Origin of the sequence: Halalkalicoccus sp. CGA53, assembly GCF_036429475.1 — an archaeon.
In the GTDB taxonomy this organism is placed as follows: Archaea; Halobacteriota; Halobacteria; order Halobacteriales; family Halalkalicoccaceae; genus Natronorarus; species Natronorarus salvus.
In genome coordinates, this window is the sequence record NZ_CP144125.1 from 1,452,610 (window position 1) to 1,468,229 (window position 15,620).

Consider the following 15,620-nt stretch of genomic DNA (forward strand, 5'->3'; position numbering starts at 1 on the left):
GCGTGTTACGCTGCCGTACCAAATCCCCTATACGTGGAACCGCCGTGATCTTCTGCTATGAGCGCCACCGCCCACCCGCCCCAGTCGCTGACCGAGAAGCAGCGCCGCATCCTCGGCTACCTTAGGGATCGCGCGGACACCCGCACCTACTTCAAGTCCCGACTGATCGGCGAGGAGCTCGGCCTGAGCGCGAAGGAGGTCGGCACGAACATGACCGCGATCGCGAACGGCGAGTTCGACGTCCGCGTCGAGAAGTGGGGCTACTCCTCCAGTACGACCTGGAAAGTGACGGCGTGATCGGGACGTCTCCGGAGCGCTCTCTTTCCCTCCCTCCCCGACGATAGCTCACGGAGCGTCCACAGCGCTCGGAGGCCGCTCCACGCGGGTACATATTGCTCTTAGATACTTACTTGTATAAGCCGAGAGAGCACTCGATCGCAATGTCGAAACGAGCCAGCATGCTCAACCGGCGACGCTTCGTGAGCGGTGTGGGTGCGGCCGCCGTCGGTGCGGCGGTCGGATCCACGAGCGCCGGTGCCAGCGAGGACGACGAGGAGGAGACGGGCGACGAACGTGACGAGGGCGAGGGGACCGGCGACGAGGGTCACGACGGGTCGTACGACGACCGGGCGACCGTAATCGCCCACCGCGGGTTCGCCGATACCTATCCCGAGAACACCATCGCAGCGTTCGAGCAGTCGACGATCGGTGAGGACGACGACGCGAGCGACCGGCGGGCGGCCGACTGGATCGAACTCGACGTCTTCCCGACCTGTGACGGAGAGATCGCCGTCTTCCACGACGAGGACCTCTCCGATCTCACCGATACCGAGGGGCTGCTCTACGAGACGCCTGCGGAGACAGTCTTCTCGGCCGAGGTGTTAGAGAGCGGGCAGACGGTGCCCTCGCTCGCGGAGTCGATGGAGGCGATCCCCGACGACGTCGGGGTGAACGTAGACATCAAGAACGGCTCCCCGGACGTGGAGTTCGGTCGGATCGACGATCCGGGCACCGAGCGCGAGGAGTGGGCGTGGCTCGAGACGGTGATCGACGTCGCGACCGACTACGAGAACGAACTGCTGCTCTCGACGTTCTGGGAGGGCGCGCTCGCGACGGTGCGGGAGATCGACCCCGATATCCCCGCGGCGTACCTGCTCTCGGCGTCGATCCAGGAGGGCCTCGACGTCACCGACGAGTACGACTGCGAGGCGATCAACCCGCCGCTGTCGATGATCCTCGGGACGCCCTTCTTCGACGACGATTTCGAGGAGATCGACGTCGTCGCCGAGGCCCACGACCGCGGCGTCCCGGTGAACGCCTGGACGATCAACGAGTGGTACGAGGTCGAGCGGCTGATCGACGCGGGCGTGGACGGGCTCTTCCTCGACTACGCCGAGATCGTCCGCTTCGGCGCGCTCTCGGAGTACTGATACGGACGCTCGTAGTCCCTTCCCGGTGATCGCCTGTCCGGCTCGGCGCTCAGGGATGAACAGTTACAACCGTCCCTACGAGCGGACTCGGAGCCGTCCCGTCGGGGGAGGCGCCTCTATATACCCCCCGCTATACTACCATATTCCTATTAGATCGTTTTATCTGGGTGGATCGCACAGAGGTACCCGTATGCCGACAGACAACTCTCGGCGAACGTTCCTCAAGGGGGCGATCGCCTGTGCGTGCTGCGGGGCGACGGTGGCGGGCTGTGTCACCCAGGAGGGCGAGAACGGTGAACCGGTGGACGCGGACGACTCGGCCGACGACGCCGACGCGGACGCCGACGCTGACGACGCGGCCGACGATTCGGCCGACGACGAGGAGCCCGAGCAGGACGACGACTACGAGGAGTTCGACCCACTGGACGAGGACACCTGGTACCCACAGCTGGTCTCGACGTACCTCGATCACGGCTTCGAGACGGGGAGCATCGAAGAGCTCGACCTATTCGAGGAGCGAGACGAGCCCCACTACGGCAGCGCCCCGATGGAGACCCCGGACGACGAGGACGAGCTGATCGACCCCGACATCATCGACTTCTCGATGGTCCCGACCGAGGACCCCGCGATCTACGAGGAGACGATGGAGCCGCTGATCCAGAACATGGAGGAGGAGACCGGCCGCGACGTCGAGTACGTCGGGCTCGACAACTACGCCGCACAGGTCGAGGCGATGCGCTCCGAGCGGCTGCACGTCGCCGGTTTCGCGACGGGCAACACGCCGTTCGCGGTCAACCTCGCCGGGGCGGTGCCCTTCTCGATCCAGGTCGGCGAGGGGGAGTTCGGCTACCGGCTCTGGGTGATCACCCGCGCGGACAACGACGAGATCAACGAGCTCGCCGACCTCGCCGGTCGGACGGTCTATCACACCGAGCCCTCCTCGAACTCGGGCCACCTCGCGCCGGTCGCGGCGTTTTCCGACCTCGGGGTCACCCCGGGCGAGGACTACGAGATCGAGTTCTCCGGCGGCCACGACAACAGCGCGGTCGGGATCTTCCAGGGCGACATGGAGGTCGGCCCGATCTGTTCGACCTGCTACGCCCGCGCCCAGGAACAGGAGAACATCGACTCCGCGGAGATCAAGTCGGTCTGGGCGAGCGCGCCGTTCCCGACGACCGCGTTCTGTTACCGGTACAACCTGGTGCCCGAACTCCAGGAGGGGATCATGAACGCCTTCCTCGACTACGACTACCAGGACACGGGTATCGCCGACGAGTTCGAGGATCGAGGGACCTGGGTCGAGATCGACTACGCGACCCACTGGCACGACATCCTCGTCAACCACGAGGTCAACGGCGTCGAGTACGACGACGATGAGATAGAGTAATAGCACACCTCCCCGACCCACAACCAATGCTTGTCGTCGAAGACCTGCGGAAGACGTACGACACCGGCGACGAGGCGCTGAAAGGCGTCTCGATGGAGGTGACCGGCAACGAGGTCGTCTCGATCATCGGCCCCAGCGGCGCGGGAAAGAGTACGTTCATCCGGTGTATCAACCGGCTGACCGAGCCGACCGGCGGGCGCGTGATCCTCGACGACACCGAGATCACGGCGCTCTCGAAGAAGGAGCTCCGGAAGGCCAGACGCGACATGGGGATGATCTTCCAGGAGTACGCCCTCGTCGAGCGGCTGACGGTGATGGAGAACGTCCTCTCCGGGCGGCTCGGCTACACGAGCAGTTTCGACGCGTTCAGACGAAAGTTCGCCGGCGAGGACGTCAGCCGTGCGCGGGCGACGCTCGACCGCGTCGGCCTCGCCGGGATGGAGGACAAGCGTGCAGACGAGCTCTCCGGGGGCCAGCGCCAGCGCGTCGGCATCGCCCGCGCGGTGATCCAGCGCCCGAAGATCCTGCTCGTCGACGAGCCGACGTCGAGTCTCGACCCCGAGAGTTCGCGTGCGGTGATGGACCTGCTGACCGAGGTCGCCGCCGACGAGGACATCCCCGTGCTGATCAACATCCACGAGGTCGACCTCGCCGTCGAGTACGCCGATCGGATACACGGACTCGCCGACGGCCGAAAGGTGTTCGAGGGGACGCCCGACGAGCTCGACGACCGTGCGCTCGACACGGTCTACCGGGGCGAGAAGCCAGCGGAGTCGGGCGACGCCGAGAGCCGGACCGAGACGGAGGAGCGAGGGGCGACCGAGGAGAAGGCGCGCCGGGGCGCCCACTAGATGGCCGACGCCTCCCCCGACCCGATCGCGGACGGGATGGGCTACAGCGGCGAGTGGTCCCGGCCGACCGTCTTCTACAACACGACGGTGAAGTGGCTGGTCTACCTCGCGCTGGTGCTGTTCGTCCTCGGCAACATCTGGGCGGTCCGGATCTCGTTCGACCGGCTCCTGCTCGGGATCGACAACGCCTCTATCCTCGTCTCGAGCATGCTGCCGCCCTATTTCGGGGCGTCGATCTACTCCCACGGGATCGTCGTCAACGACGACGCGATGCGGATCTGGAACGGGATGGTCGAGACCGTCGCGATGTCGTTCGTCGCGACGGCCGTCGGCGTCGTGATCAGCATCCCGATCGCCGTGATGGCCGCCGAGAACCTCGTCCCGCGGCCGGTCTACTACGTCGGCCGCGGGATCCTCTCGATATCGCGTGCCTTCCACGAGCTCGTCGTCGCGATCATCGTCGTCGTCGGCTTCGGCTTCGGGGCGCTCGCCGGCGTGATCGCGCTGGTGTTCGCGACGCCGGGGTTCCTCTCGAAGCTACTCGCCGAGGACCTAGAGGACATCAACGAGACACAGGTCGACGCGATCCGCGCGACCGGCGCGAACCGGCTCCAGGTGCTCGCCTACGGCGTGCTCCCGCAGGTCGTCCCCCGGATCGTCGGGCTGACGATCTACCGCTGGGACATCAACGTTCGGGCGGCGACGATCCTGGGTGTGGTCGGTGCGGGCGGCATCGGGAACGTGCTCATCCGGTCGTTCGACCGTTACGACTACGCCTACAGCGCGGCGATCATCCTCGCGATCATCGCGGTCGTGATGGTCGGCGAGGTGCTGAGCGCGCTCGCCCGCAGGAGGCTCCAGTGATGGCGGGCGAGTACTCCGCCTCCTGGCAGCGCCACGACCCGGTCAGACGGATCGCCCGCTTCGCCGCGCTGCTCGGGGCGCTCGTCGTCGTCGTCGCCTCTTGGAGCGCGCTCAACGTCCGCTACGACTACGTCGCGACCGCCCCCCGGGAGATGCGCAACATCTTCGTCCGGATGTACCCCCCGGACGCCGCCTACACGGGCGAGATCGTCTGGCCGCTGATCCACACGGTGAACATCGCGGTCATCGGGACGATGTTCGCCGTCCTGATGGCGCTGCCGATCGCCTACATCGGCGCTGACAACACCACGCCGAACAGGATCACCTACGCGCTGGGGAAGTTCCTCATCGTCGCCAGCCGGTCGGTCCACGTCATCATCTGGGCGCTGATCTTCGTCGTCGTCTTCGGCACCGGCACGCTCGCGGGCATCTTCGCCGTCGCCTTCCGGTCGATCGGCTTCGTCGCGAAGCTGCTCGCCGAGGAGATCGAGGAGATCGATCCGAGCTCCGTCGAGGCGATCCGCGCGACCGGCGGGAACGGCCTCGACGTGCTCGTCTACGGCGTCGTCCCGCAGGTGAAGCCGGCGTTCATCGGCATCACGACCTACCGCTGGGATATCAACGTCCGCGAGGCGACGATCATCGGCTTCGTCGGCGCGGGCGGCATCGGCGTCGAACTCAGCACGCAGATCAACTTCTTCAACTGGAACGGCGTGCTCACGATCCTGCTCGCCATCCTCGGGATCGTGATCGTGAGCGAGGTCGTCTCCGCGTACCTCCGGGGGAAGGTCAGGTGAGCGGCTACGAGGCGGTCGTCTTCGACATGGACGGGGTGCTCGTCGAGGGCTGGGGCACCCACCCCGCGGTCTACCGCGAGGCGGCCGACCAAGCGCTCTCCGAGCTCGGCGCCGAGGCGGTCGACGGGCAGCTTAAGACGCTCGGGGAGACGGCGTACTCCGAGACGACGGCCGGGGCCTGCCGCGACCTCGGGGTCGATCCCGAGGCGTTCTGGGAACGCAGGGAACACCACGCCTCCCGGCTCGCGAACGACCGGCTCGACCGCGGCGAGCGGTCGCTCTACGACGACGTAAACACGCTCACAACCCTCGCCGAGTCGCTTCCGCTCGGGGTCGTGAGCAACAACAGACACGAGACGGTCCGGTTCGTCGTCGAGTCACTCCTCCCCGCCCCGATCTCGGCCTACCGGGGCCGCGACCCGACCGTCGAGGGCTACCGGCGTCGGAAGCCCGACACACACTACCTGAACGCCGTCCTCCGCGAACTCGACGCCGAGGACGCGCTCTACGTTGGCGACCGGGAGACTGACGTCGAGGTCGCGGCGGGCGCTGGGATCGACTCGGCGTTCGTCCGCCGGACACACAACACGGACAGCACGCTCGCGCGCTCTCCGACCCACGAGATCGAGGGGCTCGACGCGCTCGTCGACGTGATCGATTCGACCTGATCAGTCGGGGTCGTAGCGGATCAGCTCGTCGGCTCGCGCGGCGAACCGCGCGGTCTCCCCGTCGAAGGAGTCGGCGTACCGGACCAGGAGGGTGATGAGCGTCTCCGGACGCTCGATCTCGGTCCCCTCCTCGCGGCTGAGCACGCCCGCTTCCGCCAGTTCCGAGAGCGTCCGGCTCACCGTCGCCCGGGAGACCTCGGCCCGCTGGGCGAGCGCGGTCCCCGTGGCGTCGGGATCGGCCAGCAGCGCGAGCACCACCGCTCGCGGCGTCTCCCGGCGGAGGTAGCCGAGCGCCGTCCGCTCGAACGCGGAGAACTGGCCCGTCGGGAAGTAGCGTCTGTACTCCCCGTCGGCGTGGCTCTCGATCGAGCCGGCGTCGACCAGCCGCCGGAGGTGGTGCTGGGTCTCGCCGGTGCCGAGCGAGAGGTCGTCGCGCACCTTCGAGAAGTGTGCGCCAGGCGTCGTCGTGAGGTAGCCGGCGATCGCACGCCGGGTGTCGTTTCCTTCGTTCGCCGACGCCTCGTCGCCGACCAGGCTCACGAGCGGGCTGGACGCTCCGAGCGCGGCGAAGCGCCTGAGCGTCGTCCGCTTCTCCCGGTCGACGCGCTCTGTCATCGAGACGTATACGGACGGGCCGTGTAAAACCGCTTCGACCCTCCGATCGGTTCCCTCCCGCCTAACGCTGCCTTACTGTCCGCCTATCGGGCTCAGTCGAGCTCCTTCTCGATCTCCTCGCCCATCTCCCCTTCCATCTCATCGACCTCATCGTCGAGGTCCGCCTCCACGTCGTCGAGCACCTCGTCGGCGCTCTCGATCGACGTCGGGTCCTGGCCCTCCTTGATCGCCTGGGCCTCCTGTTCCATCTTCTCCATCTGCTCGGCGCCGATCTCGGCCTCCTCGTCGATCTGGCCGAGCAGTTCGTCGATGTTATCGAGTCCGAGCAGTTCGCGCGTCTCGTCGTCGAAGCCCTGGCTGTCGAGCTGTCCCTCGTCGAGCTTCACGTCGCTGCCCGAGAGGTGCTTGCCGTACCGGCCCACCAGCGAGGTGAGCTCCTGAGGGAGGACGAACGTGGTGGACTCGCCCTGTCCGATCGCCTCCAGCGTGTCCATCCCGCGCTCGATGATCGCGCGCTCGCCCATCGACTCGGCGGATTTCGCTCGCAGCACGGTCGAGACCGCATCACCCTGGGCCTCTAAGATCTGGCTCTGTTTCTCACCCTGTGCGCGGATGATGTTCGACTGCTTATCACCCTCCGCCTTCTCGATCGCGCTCCGACGTTCACCCTGGGCCTCCAGGATCATCGCACGCCGCTTTCGCTCGGCGGAGGTCTGCTGCTCCATAGCGCGCTGGACGTCCTGGCTCGGATTCACTTCTCTCACTTCGACCGACTCCACGCGGATACCCCACTCGTCGGTCGGCTCGTCGAGCTCCTTTCGGATCTTCGCGTTGATCTCCTGGCGCTTGTTCAGCGTGTCGTCGAGCTCCATGTCACCCAGGACGGCCCTGAGCGTGGTCTGTGCGAGGTTCGAGACCGCCTTCTTGTAATCGTCGACCTCGAGGAACGCCTTCTTCGCGTCCATCACCTTGATGTAGACGACGGCGTCGGCGGTCACCGGCGAGTTGTCGCGGGTGATCGCTTCCTGGCGGGGGACGTCGAGGGTCTGTGTCCGCATGTCGAAGCGATGCGTCGCGCTCACGAACGGGGGGATGAAGTGGATCCCCGGGTCGAGGAGCTTCCGGTACTCCCCGAACACCGTCAGCGCGCGTTTCTCGGTCGCGTCCACGATCTCGACCATCTGCCAGACCGTGACGATGGCGAGAAACAGGATCAGAAGCCCCACGAACGCGAGCGTGAGTTCGACCTGCAGCGGTGCGAAGTTCATATCGACCAGTATGAACGACGGAGGTAAAAGGGTTCTCATGGACCGCACGACGGCGGCTCAGCCGGTCTCGTACTCGGTCTCGCGCTCGCCCGCCGGATCGACCGCGTCGACCGCCTCCTCTGGCTCGCGACCGCGCGCGAGTTCGCGGTCAATCTGGTCCTCGATCGCACCGAGCGCCTCGACGCGCACGACGTTTCCGCCGCCGGGATCGACGACGATCACCTCCTCGCCCTCGGGGATTTCGCTGTCGAACGACCGGGCGGCGTAGTGGGGGTTGAAGCCGCCGCTCTCGAGTTTTATCTCGCCGGAGGTCGGGGTGACGCGCTCGGTCACCCGGCCGGTACGACCCTTGAGCGAGTCCGAATCGCTGGTCCTGGCCGTCCCCTTCCCGCCGTAGAGGTCGAGTTCGCGGTAGGCGAACAGCGCGACGCCACCGATCAGCAGCACGAGCATCGCGAGCACTGCGGAGAGCACGACGCCGCCGATGAACTGCCCGAGGACCAGGCCCGCGAGCCCCGCGACGATCAGGGCCACGCCGAGGACGATGAGGTGGGCTCCGGGTGCGATCGCCTCGGCGACCGCGAGGATGACCCCGACGACGAGGAGGACGATGGGCAGCGACTCGCCCAGGATCTCTACCATAGCAGGAGGTTAGAACGCCAGCCGATTAACGTTTCCGTGCTTAGATGAGCCCGATCCCGTAGGCGATCACGCCGACCGTGAGCGCCACGCCGAGGACGACGAACAGCGCGTTCTCCGCGCGCACCTCCTGTGGTTCGATCTCCCGACGGATCGGCTCCGCTTCGTCCTCCGTCGTCTCCGCGTCCTCGGAGGCGTCCGCGTCCGCTTCGTCTTCGGGGTCGTCGAACTCGTCGACCGAAAACCGCCACTCCTCCTCGGAGTCCTCAGTCTCACTCATGCGGAAGGAAGGTGCCGTGGAGCCAAAAACCTTCCAGCCTCGCGGCGCTACCGCCGGTCCTCGCCCGCGAGTTCGCCCTCGTAGATCACGCCGCGCTCGCCGTCGACGGTGACGGTCGTCCCGCTCTCGACAGCCGAGAGGTCCGCGCCGCTCACCATCGGGATGCCGAGTTCGCGCGCGACCATCGCGGGGTAGCCGGTCATCCCCGGACGGGCGTCGACGATCCCCCGGACGTGATTGAGTGGGCCGGCGAACTCCGCGTCGAAACCCGGCGGGAGGGAGACGATCGCGCCCTCCGGAACCGACGAGAGGTCGCCGTCGGCCGAGTGGTGGAGGGGACCGGTCGCCCGCTTCGCGACGACGCTCGTTCCGGTCGCGAGCGTCTCGGCGGCGACGTGGACTTTCAGCATGTTCGTCGTGTTCGCCCGCTCGAGTTCGGTCATCATCCCCGAGAGCGCGACGACCGTGTCGCCGGTTTCGGCCGCCCCGACCGCGAGCGTCGCCCCGACCGCGGTGTCGATCACCTCGTCGGCGGTCATGTCCTCTAAGTTCGTGTACTGTGCCCGGACGCCCCACGTCAGCGCGAGCTTCCGCCGCACGTTCTCGTTGGGCGTCGCGGCCACCACCGGAACGCCGGGTCGGAACTTCGCGAGTCGCTCGGCGGTGTAGCCCGACTCGCTCACCGCGACGACCGCGCTCGCGTCGATGTCCCGTGCGAGGAATCGCGCCGACCGCGCGAGCGCCTCCGTGCGAGAGCCCTCCGCCGAGGTCGGCATCCGTCCCTCGCGGAGTTCGTCGTACTCGTGGCTCGCTTCGGCCTCGCGGACGATCCGGTCCATCGCCTCCACGACGCGCACCGGGTGCGCTCCGATCGCCGTCTCCCCCGAGAGCATCACCGCGTCGGTGCCGTCGAGCACCGCGTTCGCCACGTCTGAGGCCTCGGCGCGGGTCGGCCGTCGCGAGGCGACCATCGAATCGAGCATCTCCGTCGCCGTGATCACCGGCGTCCCCCGAGCCCGACACTTCCGGATGATCCGCTTCTGGACGATCGGGACGTCCTCCATCGGACACTCGACGCCGAGGTCGCCACGCGCGACCATCACGCCGTAGGAGGCCTCGATTATCTCCCCCAGGTTCTCGACCGCGTCGGCGCGTTCGATCTTCGAGACGATCGGGATGTTCGCACCCGCCTCCTCGAGTACCGACCCGACCTCGTAGACGTCCTCCGCGCCCCCGACGAAGCTCGCCGCGACGAAGTCCACGCCCATCTCCGCCGCGAGTTCGAGATCGGCTCTATCGGACTCGGTGACGACGTCGAGCGCTAAGTCGACACCCGGGACGTTCACCCCCTTACGGCTCCCGAGGTCACCGCCGCTCTCGACGCGGGCGGTGACGACCCCATCGTCGTTCGCCTCCACGACCGTCTCGATCAGGCCGTCGTCGAGCAGCACTTGATCACCGGGCTCGACCGCGTCGATCGGGAGCGAGAGACCGACCTCCTCTTCGGTCGCCTCCTCCCCGACGACGAACCGGACCTCGCTCCCCGCCTCCAGGCCGATCTCCCCCTCTATCGGCGCTGTCCTGACCTCCGGGCCCTTCGTGTCGAGCATCGCCGCCAGCGAGGTGTCGATCTCGCGGTCGACGGCCTGGATCCGCTCGATCAGCTCCCGCCGATCGTCGATCGTGCCGTGGCTCGCGTTCAGCCTGGCGACCGACATCCCCGCCCGTGCGAGGCGGGCGATCGTCTCCCGGTCGTCCGACGCCGGCCCGAGCGTACAGACGATCTTCGCGTTTCTCATACGGGGTGTAGATCACAACCCGGCAAAAAGACCAACGGTTACCCCGTTCCGAGTGAGGTTTTTCGGTCCCGGGAGTCGGACGATGGAGGTCGCCGCGACCGAGCGCGTTGCGGATTTAATTATGGCTGGTGGGCCCTCGTTGAATACCCAGTACTGGGATACGGGTGTTGCAGGGATTGGGTGGTTTCGCCTGTGGTCCGGTGAATCCGCCGATGCGTAGATATGCGAACTGACACTGTAATTCCTCCGGTTCCCAACAATGTTCGGAGCGTCGTGCGAGATGCACGAGCGCACCTTATTTCACCTAATCTTGCCTAAGGCTGTACGAATACTGTTGTATAATTTGTAATATGTGAAAATTTAACTTCGCCAGCATTATGACCTCGGCATCAATAGCGTTCGTCGATGGCCGACGAGGAACGACTAAAACGCGAATACAACCTTACCGGAACTCCCCGCCGAGGGATGAGTATCGCGACGATCGGCTTTTTCGTCTCGCTCACTGTCATCGTCTTTTACGGCGTTGCGGGCCCTACGTTTCAGGAATCACTGGGGCTGTCCGGCGCGATGCTCGGCTTGCTGTTGTCGTCCCCTCACATTACGAAAGCGCTGTTACGCATTCCGTTCGGGGCATGGGTGGACGACGCCGGTGGCAAAAAGCCGTTTCTCGTCCTTCTCATACTGACCTGTATCGGGATCGCTGGCTTGGTCGTCCTCCTTCTCGTCACGTACCCGGATAATTTCGGCTCACACCTCTACCCCCTCCTGTTGCTGTTCGGCATCCTGGCGGGCTGTGGTGGGGCGACGTTTTCGGTCGGGATCGCCCAGACCTCCTACTGGTACCCGAGTGACCAACAGGGATACGCGATGGGGGTCTTCGCCGGTGCCGGCAACATCGGGCCGGGAATTGCCAATTTCGCGATGCCGATTGCGATCGGGGCAGCTGGATTGACGCTGGCCTACGCCGGCTGGTTCGCAGCAATGGTACTTGTCACGGTGTTTTACGCCGTCTATGCGGTCGATTCGTACTATTTTCAGCTGCGGAAGGATGGGGTTAACCGGGAGAAAGCGAAAACGGTCGCGTCCGAGCTCGGTCAAGACGTCTTTCCAGCGGGCAGTACCAAGGAATCGTTGAAGAAATCCTCCTCAAACAAAAAGACCTGGGCGCTCGTGTTCATGTACACGATCTCCTTCGGAGGTGGGTTTACGGCCCTCTCTACGTGGTATCCGACGTACTGGAATCAGTTTCACGAATTCAGTCTAACGATAGCTGGCCTGTTAGCCGGTATCTTCGTTGTCTACGGCTCGCTAATCAGAATTCCTGGAGGCTCGCTGAGTGATCGGTTCGGGGGAGAGAACGTCGGGATCGTCAGCTTCGCGATCATGGCCATTGGAGGGGTGATCGTCATGTTTTCACAGGCGTTCGTCCCGGCCTTTGTCGGGATGATGGTGATCGGAACCGGGATGGGGATCGTGAACGCTGCGATTTTCGAGCTGGTACCCAAGTACGTGCCGGAGGCGGTCGGCGGTGCATCAGGCTGGATCGGTGGGATCGGCGGTACTGGAACGCTCGTGATTCTCCCCGTACTTGGCGTGTTCGTCGACCTCTACGGCGTGGTCGGCTATGCCTGGGGCTTTGTCCTCTTCGCCGTCCTGAGTACGATCTGCGTGGGAGTCATGATCGTGCTCAAATACACCGTGTCGGAACCCGAAGGCGGGGAAGGGATCGAGGATACCCCAGTTCACTGATCGACCGAGCTACTCGTTGGCCCGTCGGGCGATCATCACCGAGACGGGTGCGTTCCGAAGAACACGTTCGGCAACACTGCCGAGCAGGATTCGGGAGAGACCGGAGCGGCCGTGGCTCCCGATAACGATATGATCGATATCATTGGCTTTAGCGTAACGAATGATCTCCTCCGCAGGCTGTCCGGTCTCGAGGACGGTTTCCAATGACACGTTGTATTCGTCGGCGGCGTTCTGGGCTTCTTCGAAGAGTTCCATCGCGTCTTCTTTCTTGGCTTCGTAGAGACTCTCTGCAGCTCCGCCTTCGGGGCCGTGAGTGAAGTCAGCGGTATCGACGACATGCAGGAGAATGATTTCATCGGCGTTGAATGCCTCGAGTGCTTCTTTGAGTGCATATCGAGCGGGTCCTGAATCATCATACGGGACGAGGATCCGTTCGTTCATGGGGAGTGGTAGCGCCGGAACCGTGTTAAATGATCGGCATTTCTTTCAGGAACATAGTCAGTCGCAGCTTGATATCGCCTTTCAAACATCATGAATGGCTTACGTTTGATACCCCCGCTTCTCAGTGCAGCACTCATCCTTTCTATACATCTATCAGACTTGATAGCCAGCAGAGAGGGCTACTACCGATAACTACACCTCCTGCACTAATCGATTCGGATGAGAACAGGAGATCCGGTCTGCGAACCGTCGCGTACCTCGCTCAGAACAGGTACTAGGAGAATCACCGTCAACGATCCGAATAACAGAAGACTACACGAAAATCCGAACTACCCCACGATCAGCGGACCTTCTCGCCCGGTTTCGCGTCGCCGTGGGTCGTGAGCAGGTCGGCCTCCTCGCCGGCCGCGAGCACCATCCCGTTCGACTCGACGCCGAACAGTTCGGCCTTCTCGATGTTCGCGAGCAGGACGACCGTCTCACCCGGAAGCGTATCGAGGTCGTGGAGCCGTTTGATCCCCGCGACGACCTGGCGCGTCTCGACGCCGATGTCGACCTCGAGCCTCGCGAGGTCGTCCGCGCCGTCGATCCCCTCGGCGGCGACCACCTCGCCCACGCGGATGTCGAGGTCCTGGAACTCCTCGAAGCCGATCCTGTCCTCGACGAGCGGTTCGAGATCCGCCGCCTCGACCGGCTCCTCCTCGGCGTCCTCCTTCAGCGTCGGAGCCTCGTCGGCGTCCGCCTCGTCCGCTCGGTCGTCCGTAGCGGCGGCGATCTTCTCCTCCAGCGTCGCCTCGAGGTCCGACACCCGATCGTCCTCGACCTTCTCGAAGAGCGCCTCCGGTTCGTCGAACTCGGAGGGCGGGGCCTCGAACGCCGCGTCGAGCGAGACCGTTTCTATCGAACCCTCCTCGCCGAGGCCCTCCCAGAGCGTCGCCGCCTTTCCGGGAGCGACGGGGTAGAGCAGCACGGCGACGGCCTTCGCCAGCTGGACACAGTCGCGAATCACCCGCGCCGCGCGTTCGGGATCGTCGTCGACGAGGTTCCACGGCTCGTTGCGCTGGATGTACTCGTTCCCGACGCGGGCGAGTGAGAGCGCAGCCTGGCCGATCGCCCGTACAGAGTACTCGTTGACCGCCTCGCCGAAGTTCGAGAGGGCGCCCTCGATCTCGCGTTCGATCTCCGGAGAGACCTCGACGTCCGGTGTGCCGTCGTAGGTGCGATGAGCGAACAGCAGGCTCCGGTAGAGGAAGTTGCCGATCGTCCCCACGAGTTCGCCGTTGACCCGGTCCGCGAACTTCTCCCAGGAGAAGTCGACGTCCTGCTGGAAGCCGCCGTTGGTCGCGAGGTAGTACCGGAGGAGGTCGGGGTGAAAACCCTCGTCTAAGTACTCTCTCGCCCAGATCGCCCGGTTGCGCGAGGTCGAGAGTCCCTTCCCGTCGATCGTGATGAAGCCGGTCGCACAGACCGCTCTCGGAGCGGTGTAGCCCGCGGCCTCGAGCATCGCCGGCCAGAAGACCGTGTGGTGCTGGATGATGTCGCGGCCGATCACGTGGACGATCTCGCCGCCTTCCTTCCAGACCTCCTCCCAGTCGTACTCGTCCACGCCGACGCGCTCGGAGTACTGTTTCGTGCTCGCGACGTACTCGATCGGGGCGTCGACCCAGACGTAGAGGACGAGGTCTTCTTCCTCCTCGCCGGGGTAGTCGATCCCCCAGTCCATGTCGCGGGTGATACACCAGTCCTGCAGGCCGTCCTCGATCCACTGTCGGGGCTGGTTCCGGGCGTTCGAGGTCCCCTCGAGACCGTCCAAGAACTCCGTGAGGTACTCCTCGAAGGCCGAGACGCGGAAGAACTTGTGCTCTCTGTCCCGGTACTCCGCCGGGTTACCGGTGATCGCCGAGACCGGCTCCTCGATCTCGCCTGGTTCTAAGTGTCTGCCACAGCCCTCGTCACACTCGTCGCCGCGGGCGTGCTCGCCACAGTACGGACAGCTCCCCTCGACGAACCTATCGGGTAAGTACTGTCCGGCCTCCGGGTCGTAGGCGACCTTGATCGCCTTCTCGTAGACGTGGCCTCCTTCCTCAAGCGTGCGGACGATCTCCTTCGTCAGTTCGGTGTTCGTCTCGTCGTGGGTGTGGCCGTAGTTGTCGAAGTCGACGTTGAACCGGGGGAACGTCTCCCGGTACTGCTCGTGGTAGGCGAGCGCGAACGTCTCCGGGTCGGTTCCCTCCTTCGCGGCGTTCACCGCGATCGGCGTGCCGTGCATGTCCGAGCCACTGACGTAGATCGCGTCCTGGCCGAGGCGTCGCAGCGCGCGGGTGAACACGTCTGCGCTGACGTAGCCCCTGAGGTGGCCGATGTGGAGGTCGCCGTTCGCGTACGGCAGTCCACAGGTGACGACCGCCGGTCGGTCCGTCGGGAAGTCCTCTCTCATCGTTCTCGTCTGCCCCCTCGTCGGTGTGCGGGTAAAGCCCGCTGGTTTCGGTTCATGCTGTGTGTGCTGTGGTGTTCTCGGCGAGCGATCGGATCGAAAACGAACGACGCACGGTTTCACCCGCCCCAGCGCCGGTATGACCCGGCTCGGTGGCGAGTCCTTCCGGACGACGACGCGAGTCGCCTCGCGTGACTCTCACCGCATGCGCATGTGGAGGCCGCCCGTAAGAGCCGTCACGTACACGGCTACCCGTCCGTCCGCTCGATAAAAAACCTCGCGGTCGGTCACGCGCCCCGAACGACTACGATGGGGTTATGCGTTGCGTACGACAGGGGGTGCAGAGCGACACCACACGGGGGCTACGAGAGGCGTCCTCTCCCCGGCCACATCGGTCA

General features: G+C 65.1%; 15 protein-coding genes. 8 read left to right on the plus strand and 7 right to left on the minus strand.

All coding sequences use genetic code 11. The features are described 5' to 3' along the window. Positions 1-57: 57 nt before the first annotated feature. From V2L32_RS08880 to V2L32_RS08910, 7 genes are all read left to right on the plus strand, one after another. A complete protein-coding gene (locus V2L32_RS08880; RefSeq protein WP_331236133.1) occupies positions 58-297 on the plus strand; it encodes a DUF7123 family protein in 240 nt (79 codons plus the stop codon). Positions 298-440: 143 nt separating this feature from the next. After that, positions 441-1,430, plus strand: a complete 990-nt coding sequence (locus V2L32_RS08885; RefSeq protein WP_331236134.1) for a glycerophosphodiester phosphodiesterase — start codon at positions 441-443, stop codon at positions 1,428-1,430. Between the two features lie 190 nt (positions 1,431-1,620). Continuing rightward, a complete protein-coding gene (gene phnD / locus V2L32_RS08890) occupies positions 1,621-2,817 on the plus strand; it encodes a phosphate/phosphite/phosphonate ABC transporter substrate-binding protein (RefSeq protein ID WP_331236135.1) in 1,197 nt (398 codons plus the stop codon). 26 nt (positions 2,818-2,843) lie between these two features. Next, positions 2,844-3,668 (plus strand): phosphonate ABC transporter ATP-binding protein, encoded by an 825-nt coding sequence (phnC, locus tag V2L32_RS08895; protein WP_331236136.1) that lies wholly within the window; start codon positions 2,844-2,846, stop codon positions 3,666-3,668. Beyond that, a complete protein-coding gene (gene phnE / locus V2L32_RS08900; RefSeq protein WP_331236137.1) occupies positions 3,669-4,532 on the plus strand; it encodes a phosphonate ABC transporter, permease protein PhnE in 864 nt (287 codons plus the stop codon). Further along, positions 4,532-5,329: a phosphonate ABC transporter, permease protein PhnE gene (gene phnE / locus V2L32_RS08905; RefSeq protein WP_331236138.1), complete on the plus strand. Its 798-nt coding sequence runs from the start codon at positions 4,532-4,534 to the stop codon at positions 5,327-5,329. Before phnE (V2L32_RS08900) ends, phnE (V2L32_RS08905) begins: the two co-directional genes overlap by 1 nt. Beyond that, on the plus strand, positions 5,326-5,997 hold the full coding sequence (locus V2L32_RS08910; protein WP_331236139.1) for an HAD family hydrolase: 672 nt from the start codon (positions 5,326-5,328) through the stop codon (positions 5,995-5,997). Before phnE (V2L32_RS08905) ends, V2L32_RS08910 begins: the two co-directional genes overlap by 4 nt. On the opposite strand, the gene V2L32_RS08915 is transcribed toward V2L32_RS08910, so the two are convergent. From V2L32_RS08915 to pyk, 5 genes are all read right to left on the minus strand, one after another. Next, positions 5,998-6,612, minus strand: a complete 615-nt coding sequence (locus V2L32_RS08915; protein ID WP_331236140.1) for a winged helix-turn-helix transcriptional regulator — start codon at positions 6,610-6,612, stop codon at positions 5,998-6,000. A 92-nt stretch (positions 6,613-6,704) separates the two neighbouring features. Further along, positions 6,705-7,880, minus strand: coding sequence for an SPFH domain-containing protein (locus tag V2L32_RS08920; RefSeq protein ID WP_331236141.1), 1,176 nt, complete (start codon positions 7,878-7,880; stop codon positions 6,705-6,707). 57 nt (positions 7,881-7,937) lie between these two features. Next, the gene (locus V2L32_RS08925) at positions 7,938-8,522 is read right to left on the minus strand and encodes an NfeD family protein (RefSeq protein ID WP_331236142.1); all 585 of its coding nucleotides are present in this window, start codon (positions 8,520-8,522) and stop codon (positions 7,938-7,940) included. 40 nt (positions 8,523-8,562) lie between these two features. Continuing rightward, positions 8,563-8,799 (minus strand): DUF7312 domain-containing protein, encoded by a 237-nt coding sequence (locus tag V2L32_RS08930; RefSeq protein WP_331236143.1) that lies wholly within the window; start codon positions 8,797-8,799, stop codon positions 8,563-8,565. Positions 8,800-8,846: 47 nt separating this feature from the next. Continuing rightward, positions 8,847-10,598 carry a pyruvate kinase gene (gene pyk / locus V2L32_RS08935; protein ID WP_331236144.1) on the minus strand — a complete coding sequence of 584 codons (1,752 nt, stop codon included), beginning with the start codon at positions 10,596-10,598 and terminating at the stop codon, positions 8,847-8,849. A gap of 405 nt (positions 10,599-11,003) precedes the next feature. Here pyk and V2L32_RS08940 point away from each other — a divergent pair, with 405 nt between their 5' ends. Further along, complete coding sequence (locus tag V2L32_RS08940) at positions 11,004-12,347, plus strand: MFS transporter (protein WP_331236145.1); 1,344 nt, start codon at positions 11,004-11,006, stop codon at positions 12,345-12,347. 9 nt (positions 12,348-12,356) lie between these two features. Here the strand turns inward: V2L32_RS08940 and V2L32_RS08945 are convergent, their stop codons facing one another. After that, the gene (locus V2L32_RS08945; protein WP_331236146.1) at positions 12,357-12,788 is read right to left on the minus strand and encodes a universal stress protein; all 432 of its coding nucleotides are present in this window, start codon (positions 12,786-12,788) and stop codon (positions 12,357-12,359) included. 340 nt (positions 12,789-13,128) lie between these two features. After that, positions 13,129-15,225, minus strand: a complete 2,097-nt coding sequence (gene metG, locus V2L32_RS08950) for a methionine--tRNA ligase (RefSeq protein WP_331236147.1) — start codon at positions 15,223-15,225, stop codon at positions 13,129-13,131. Between the last annotated feature and the right edge of the window lie 395 nt (positions 15,226-15,620).

Excerpts from the sequence above, each read along its gene's own strand:
- phnD (WP_331236135.1), top strand. The coding sequence starts at position 1,621 with ATGCCGACAGACAACTCTCGGCGAACGTTCCTCAAGGGGGCGATCGCC.
- phnC (WP_331236136.1), top strand. The coding sequence starts at position 2,844 with ATGCTTGTCGTCGAAGACCTGCGGAAGACGTACGACACCGGCGACGAG.
- V2L32_RS08880 (WP_331236133.1), top strand. The coding sequence starts at position 58 with ATGAGCGCCACCGCCCACCCGCCCCAGTCGCTGACCGAGAAGCAGCGC.
- V2L32_RS08940 (WP_331236145.1), top strand. The coding sequence starts at position 11,004 with ATGGCCGACGAGGAACGACTAAAACGCGAATACAACCTTACCGGAACT.
- V2L32_RS08915 (WP_331236140.1), bottom strand. The coding sequence starts at position 6,612 with ATGACAGAGCGCGTCGACCGGGAGAAGCGGACGACGCTCAGGCGCTTC.
- phnE (WP_331236137.1), top strand. The coding sequence starts at position 3,669 with ATGGCCGACGCCTCCCCCGACCCGATCGCGGACGGGATGGGCTACAGC.
- V2L32_RS08930 (WP_331236143.1), bottom strand. The coding sequence starts at position 8,799 with ATGAGTGAGACTGAGGACTCCGAGGAGGAGTGGCGGTTTTCGGTCGAC.
- V2L32_RS08925 (WP_331236142.1), bottom strand. The coding sequence starts at position 8,522 with ATGGTAGAGATCCTGGGCGAGTCGCTGCCCATCGTCCTCCTCGTCGTC.
- pyk (WP_331236144.1), bottom strand. The coding sequence starts at position 10,598 with ATGAGAAACGCGAAGATCGTCTGTACGCTCGGGCCGGCGTCGGACGAC.
- V2L32_RS08945 (WP_331236146.1), bottom strand. The coding sequence starts at position 12,788 with ATGAACGAACGGATCCTCGTCCCGTATGATGATTCAGGACCCGCTCGA.
- V2L32_RS08885 (WP_331236134.1), top strand. The coding sequence starts at position 441 with ATGTCGAAACGAGCCAGCATGCTCAACCGGCGACGCTTCGTGAGCGGT.
- V2L32_RS08920 (WP_331236141.1), bottom strand. The coding sequence starts at position 7,880 with ATGAACTTCGCACCGCTGCAGGTCGAACTCACGCTCGCGTTCGTGGGG.
- metG (WP_331236147.1), bottom strand. The coding sequence starts at position 15,225 with ATGAGAGAGGACTTCCCGACGGACCGACCGGCGGTCGTCACCTGTGGA.
- phnE (WP_331236138.1), top strand. The coding sequence starts at position 4,532 with ATGGCGGGCGAGTACTCCGCCTCCTGGCAGCGCCACGACCCGGTCAGA.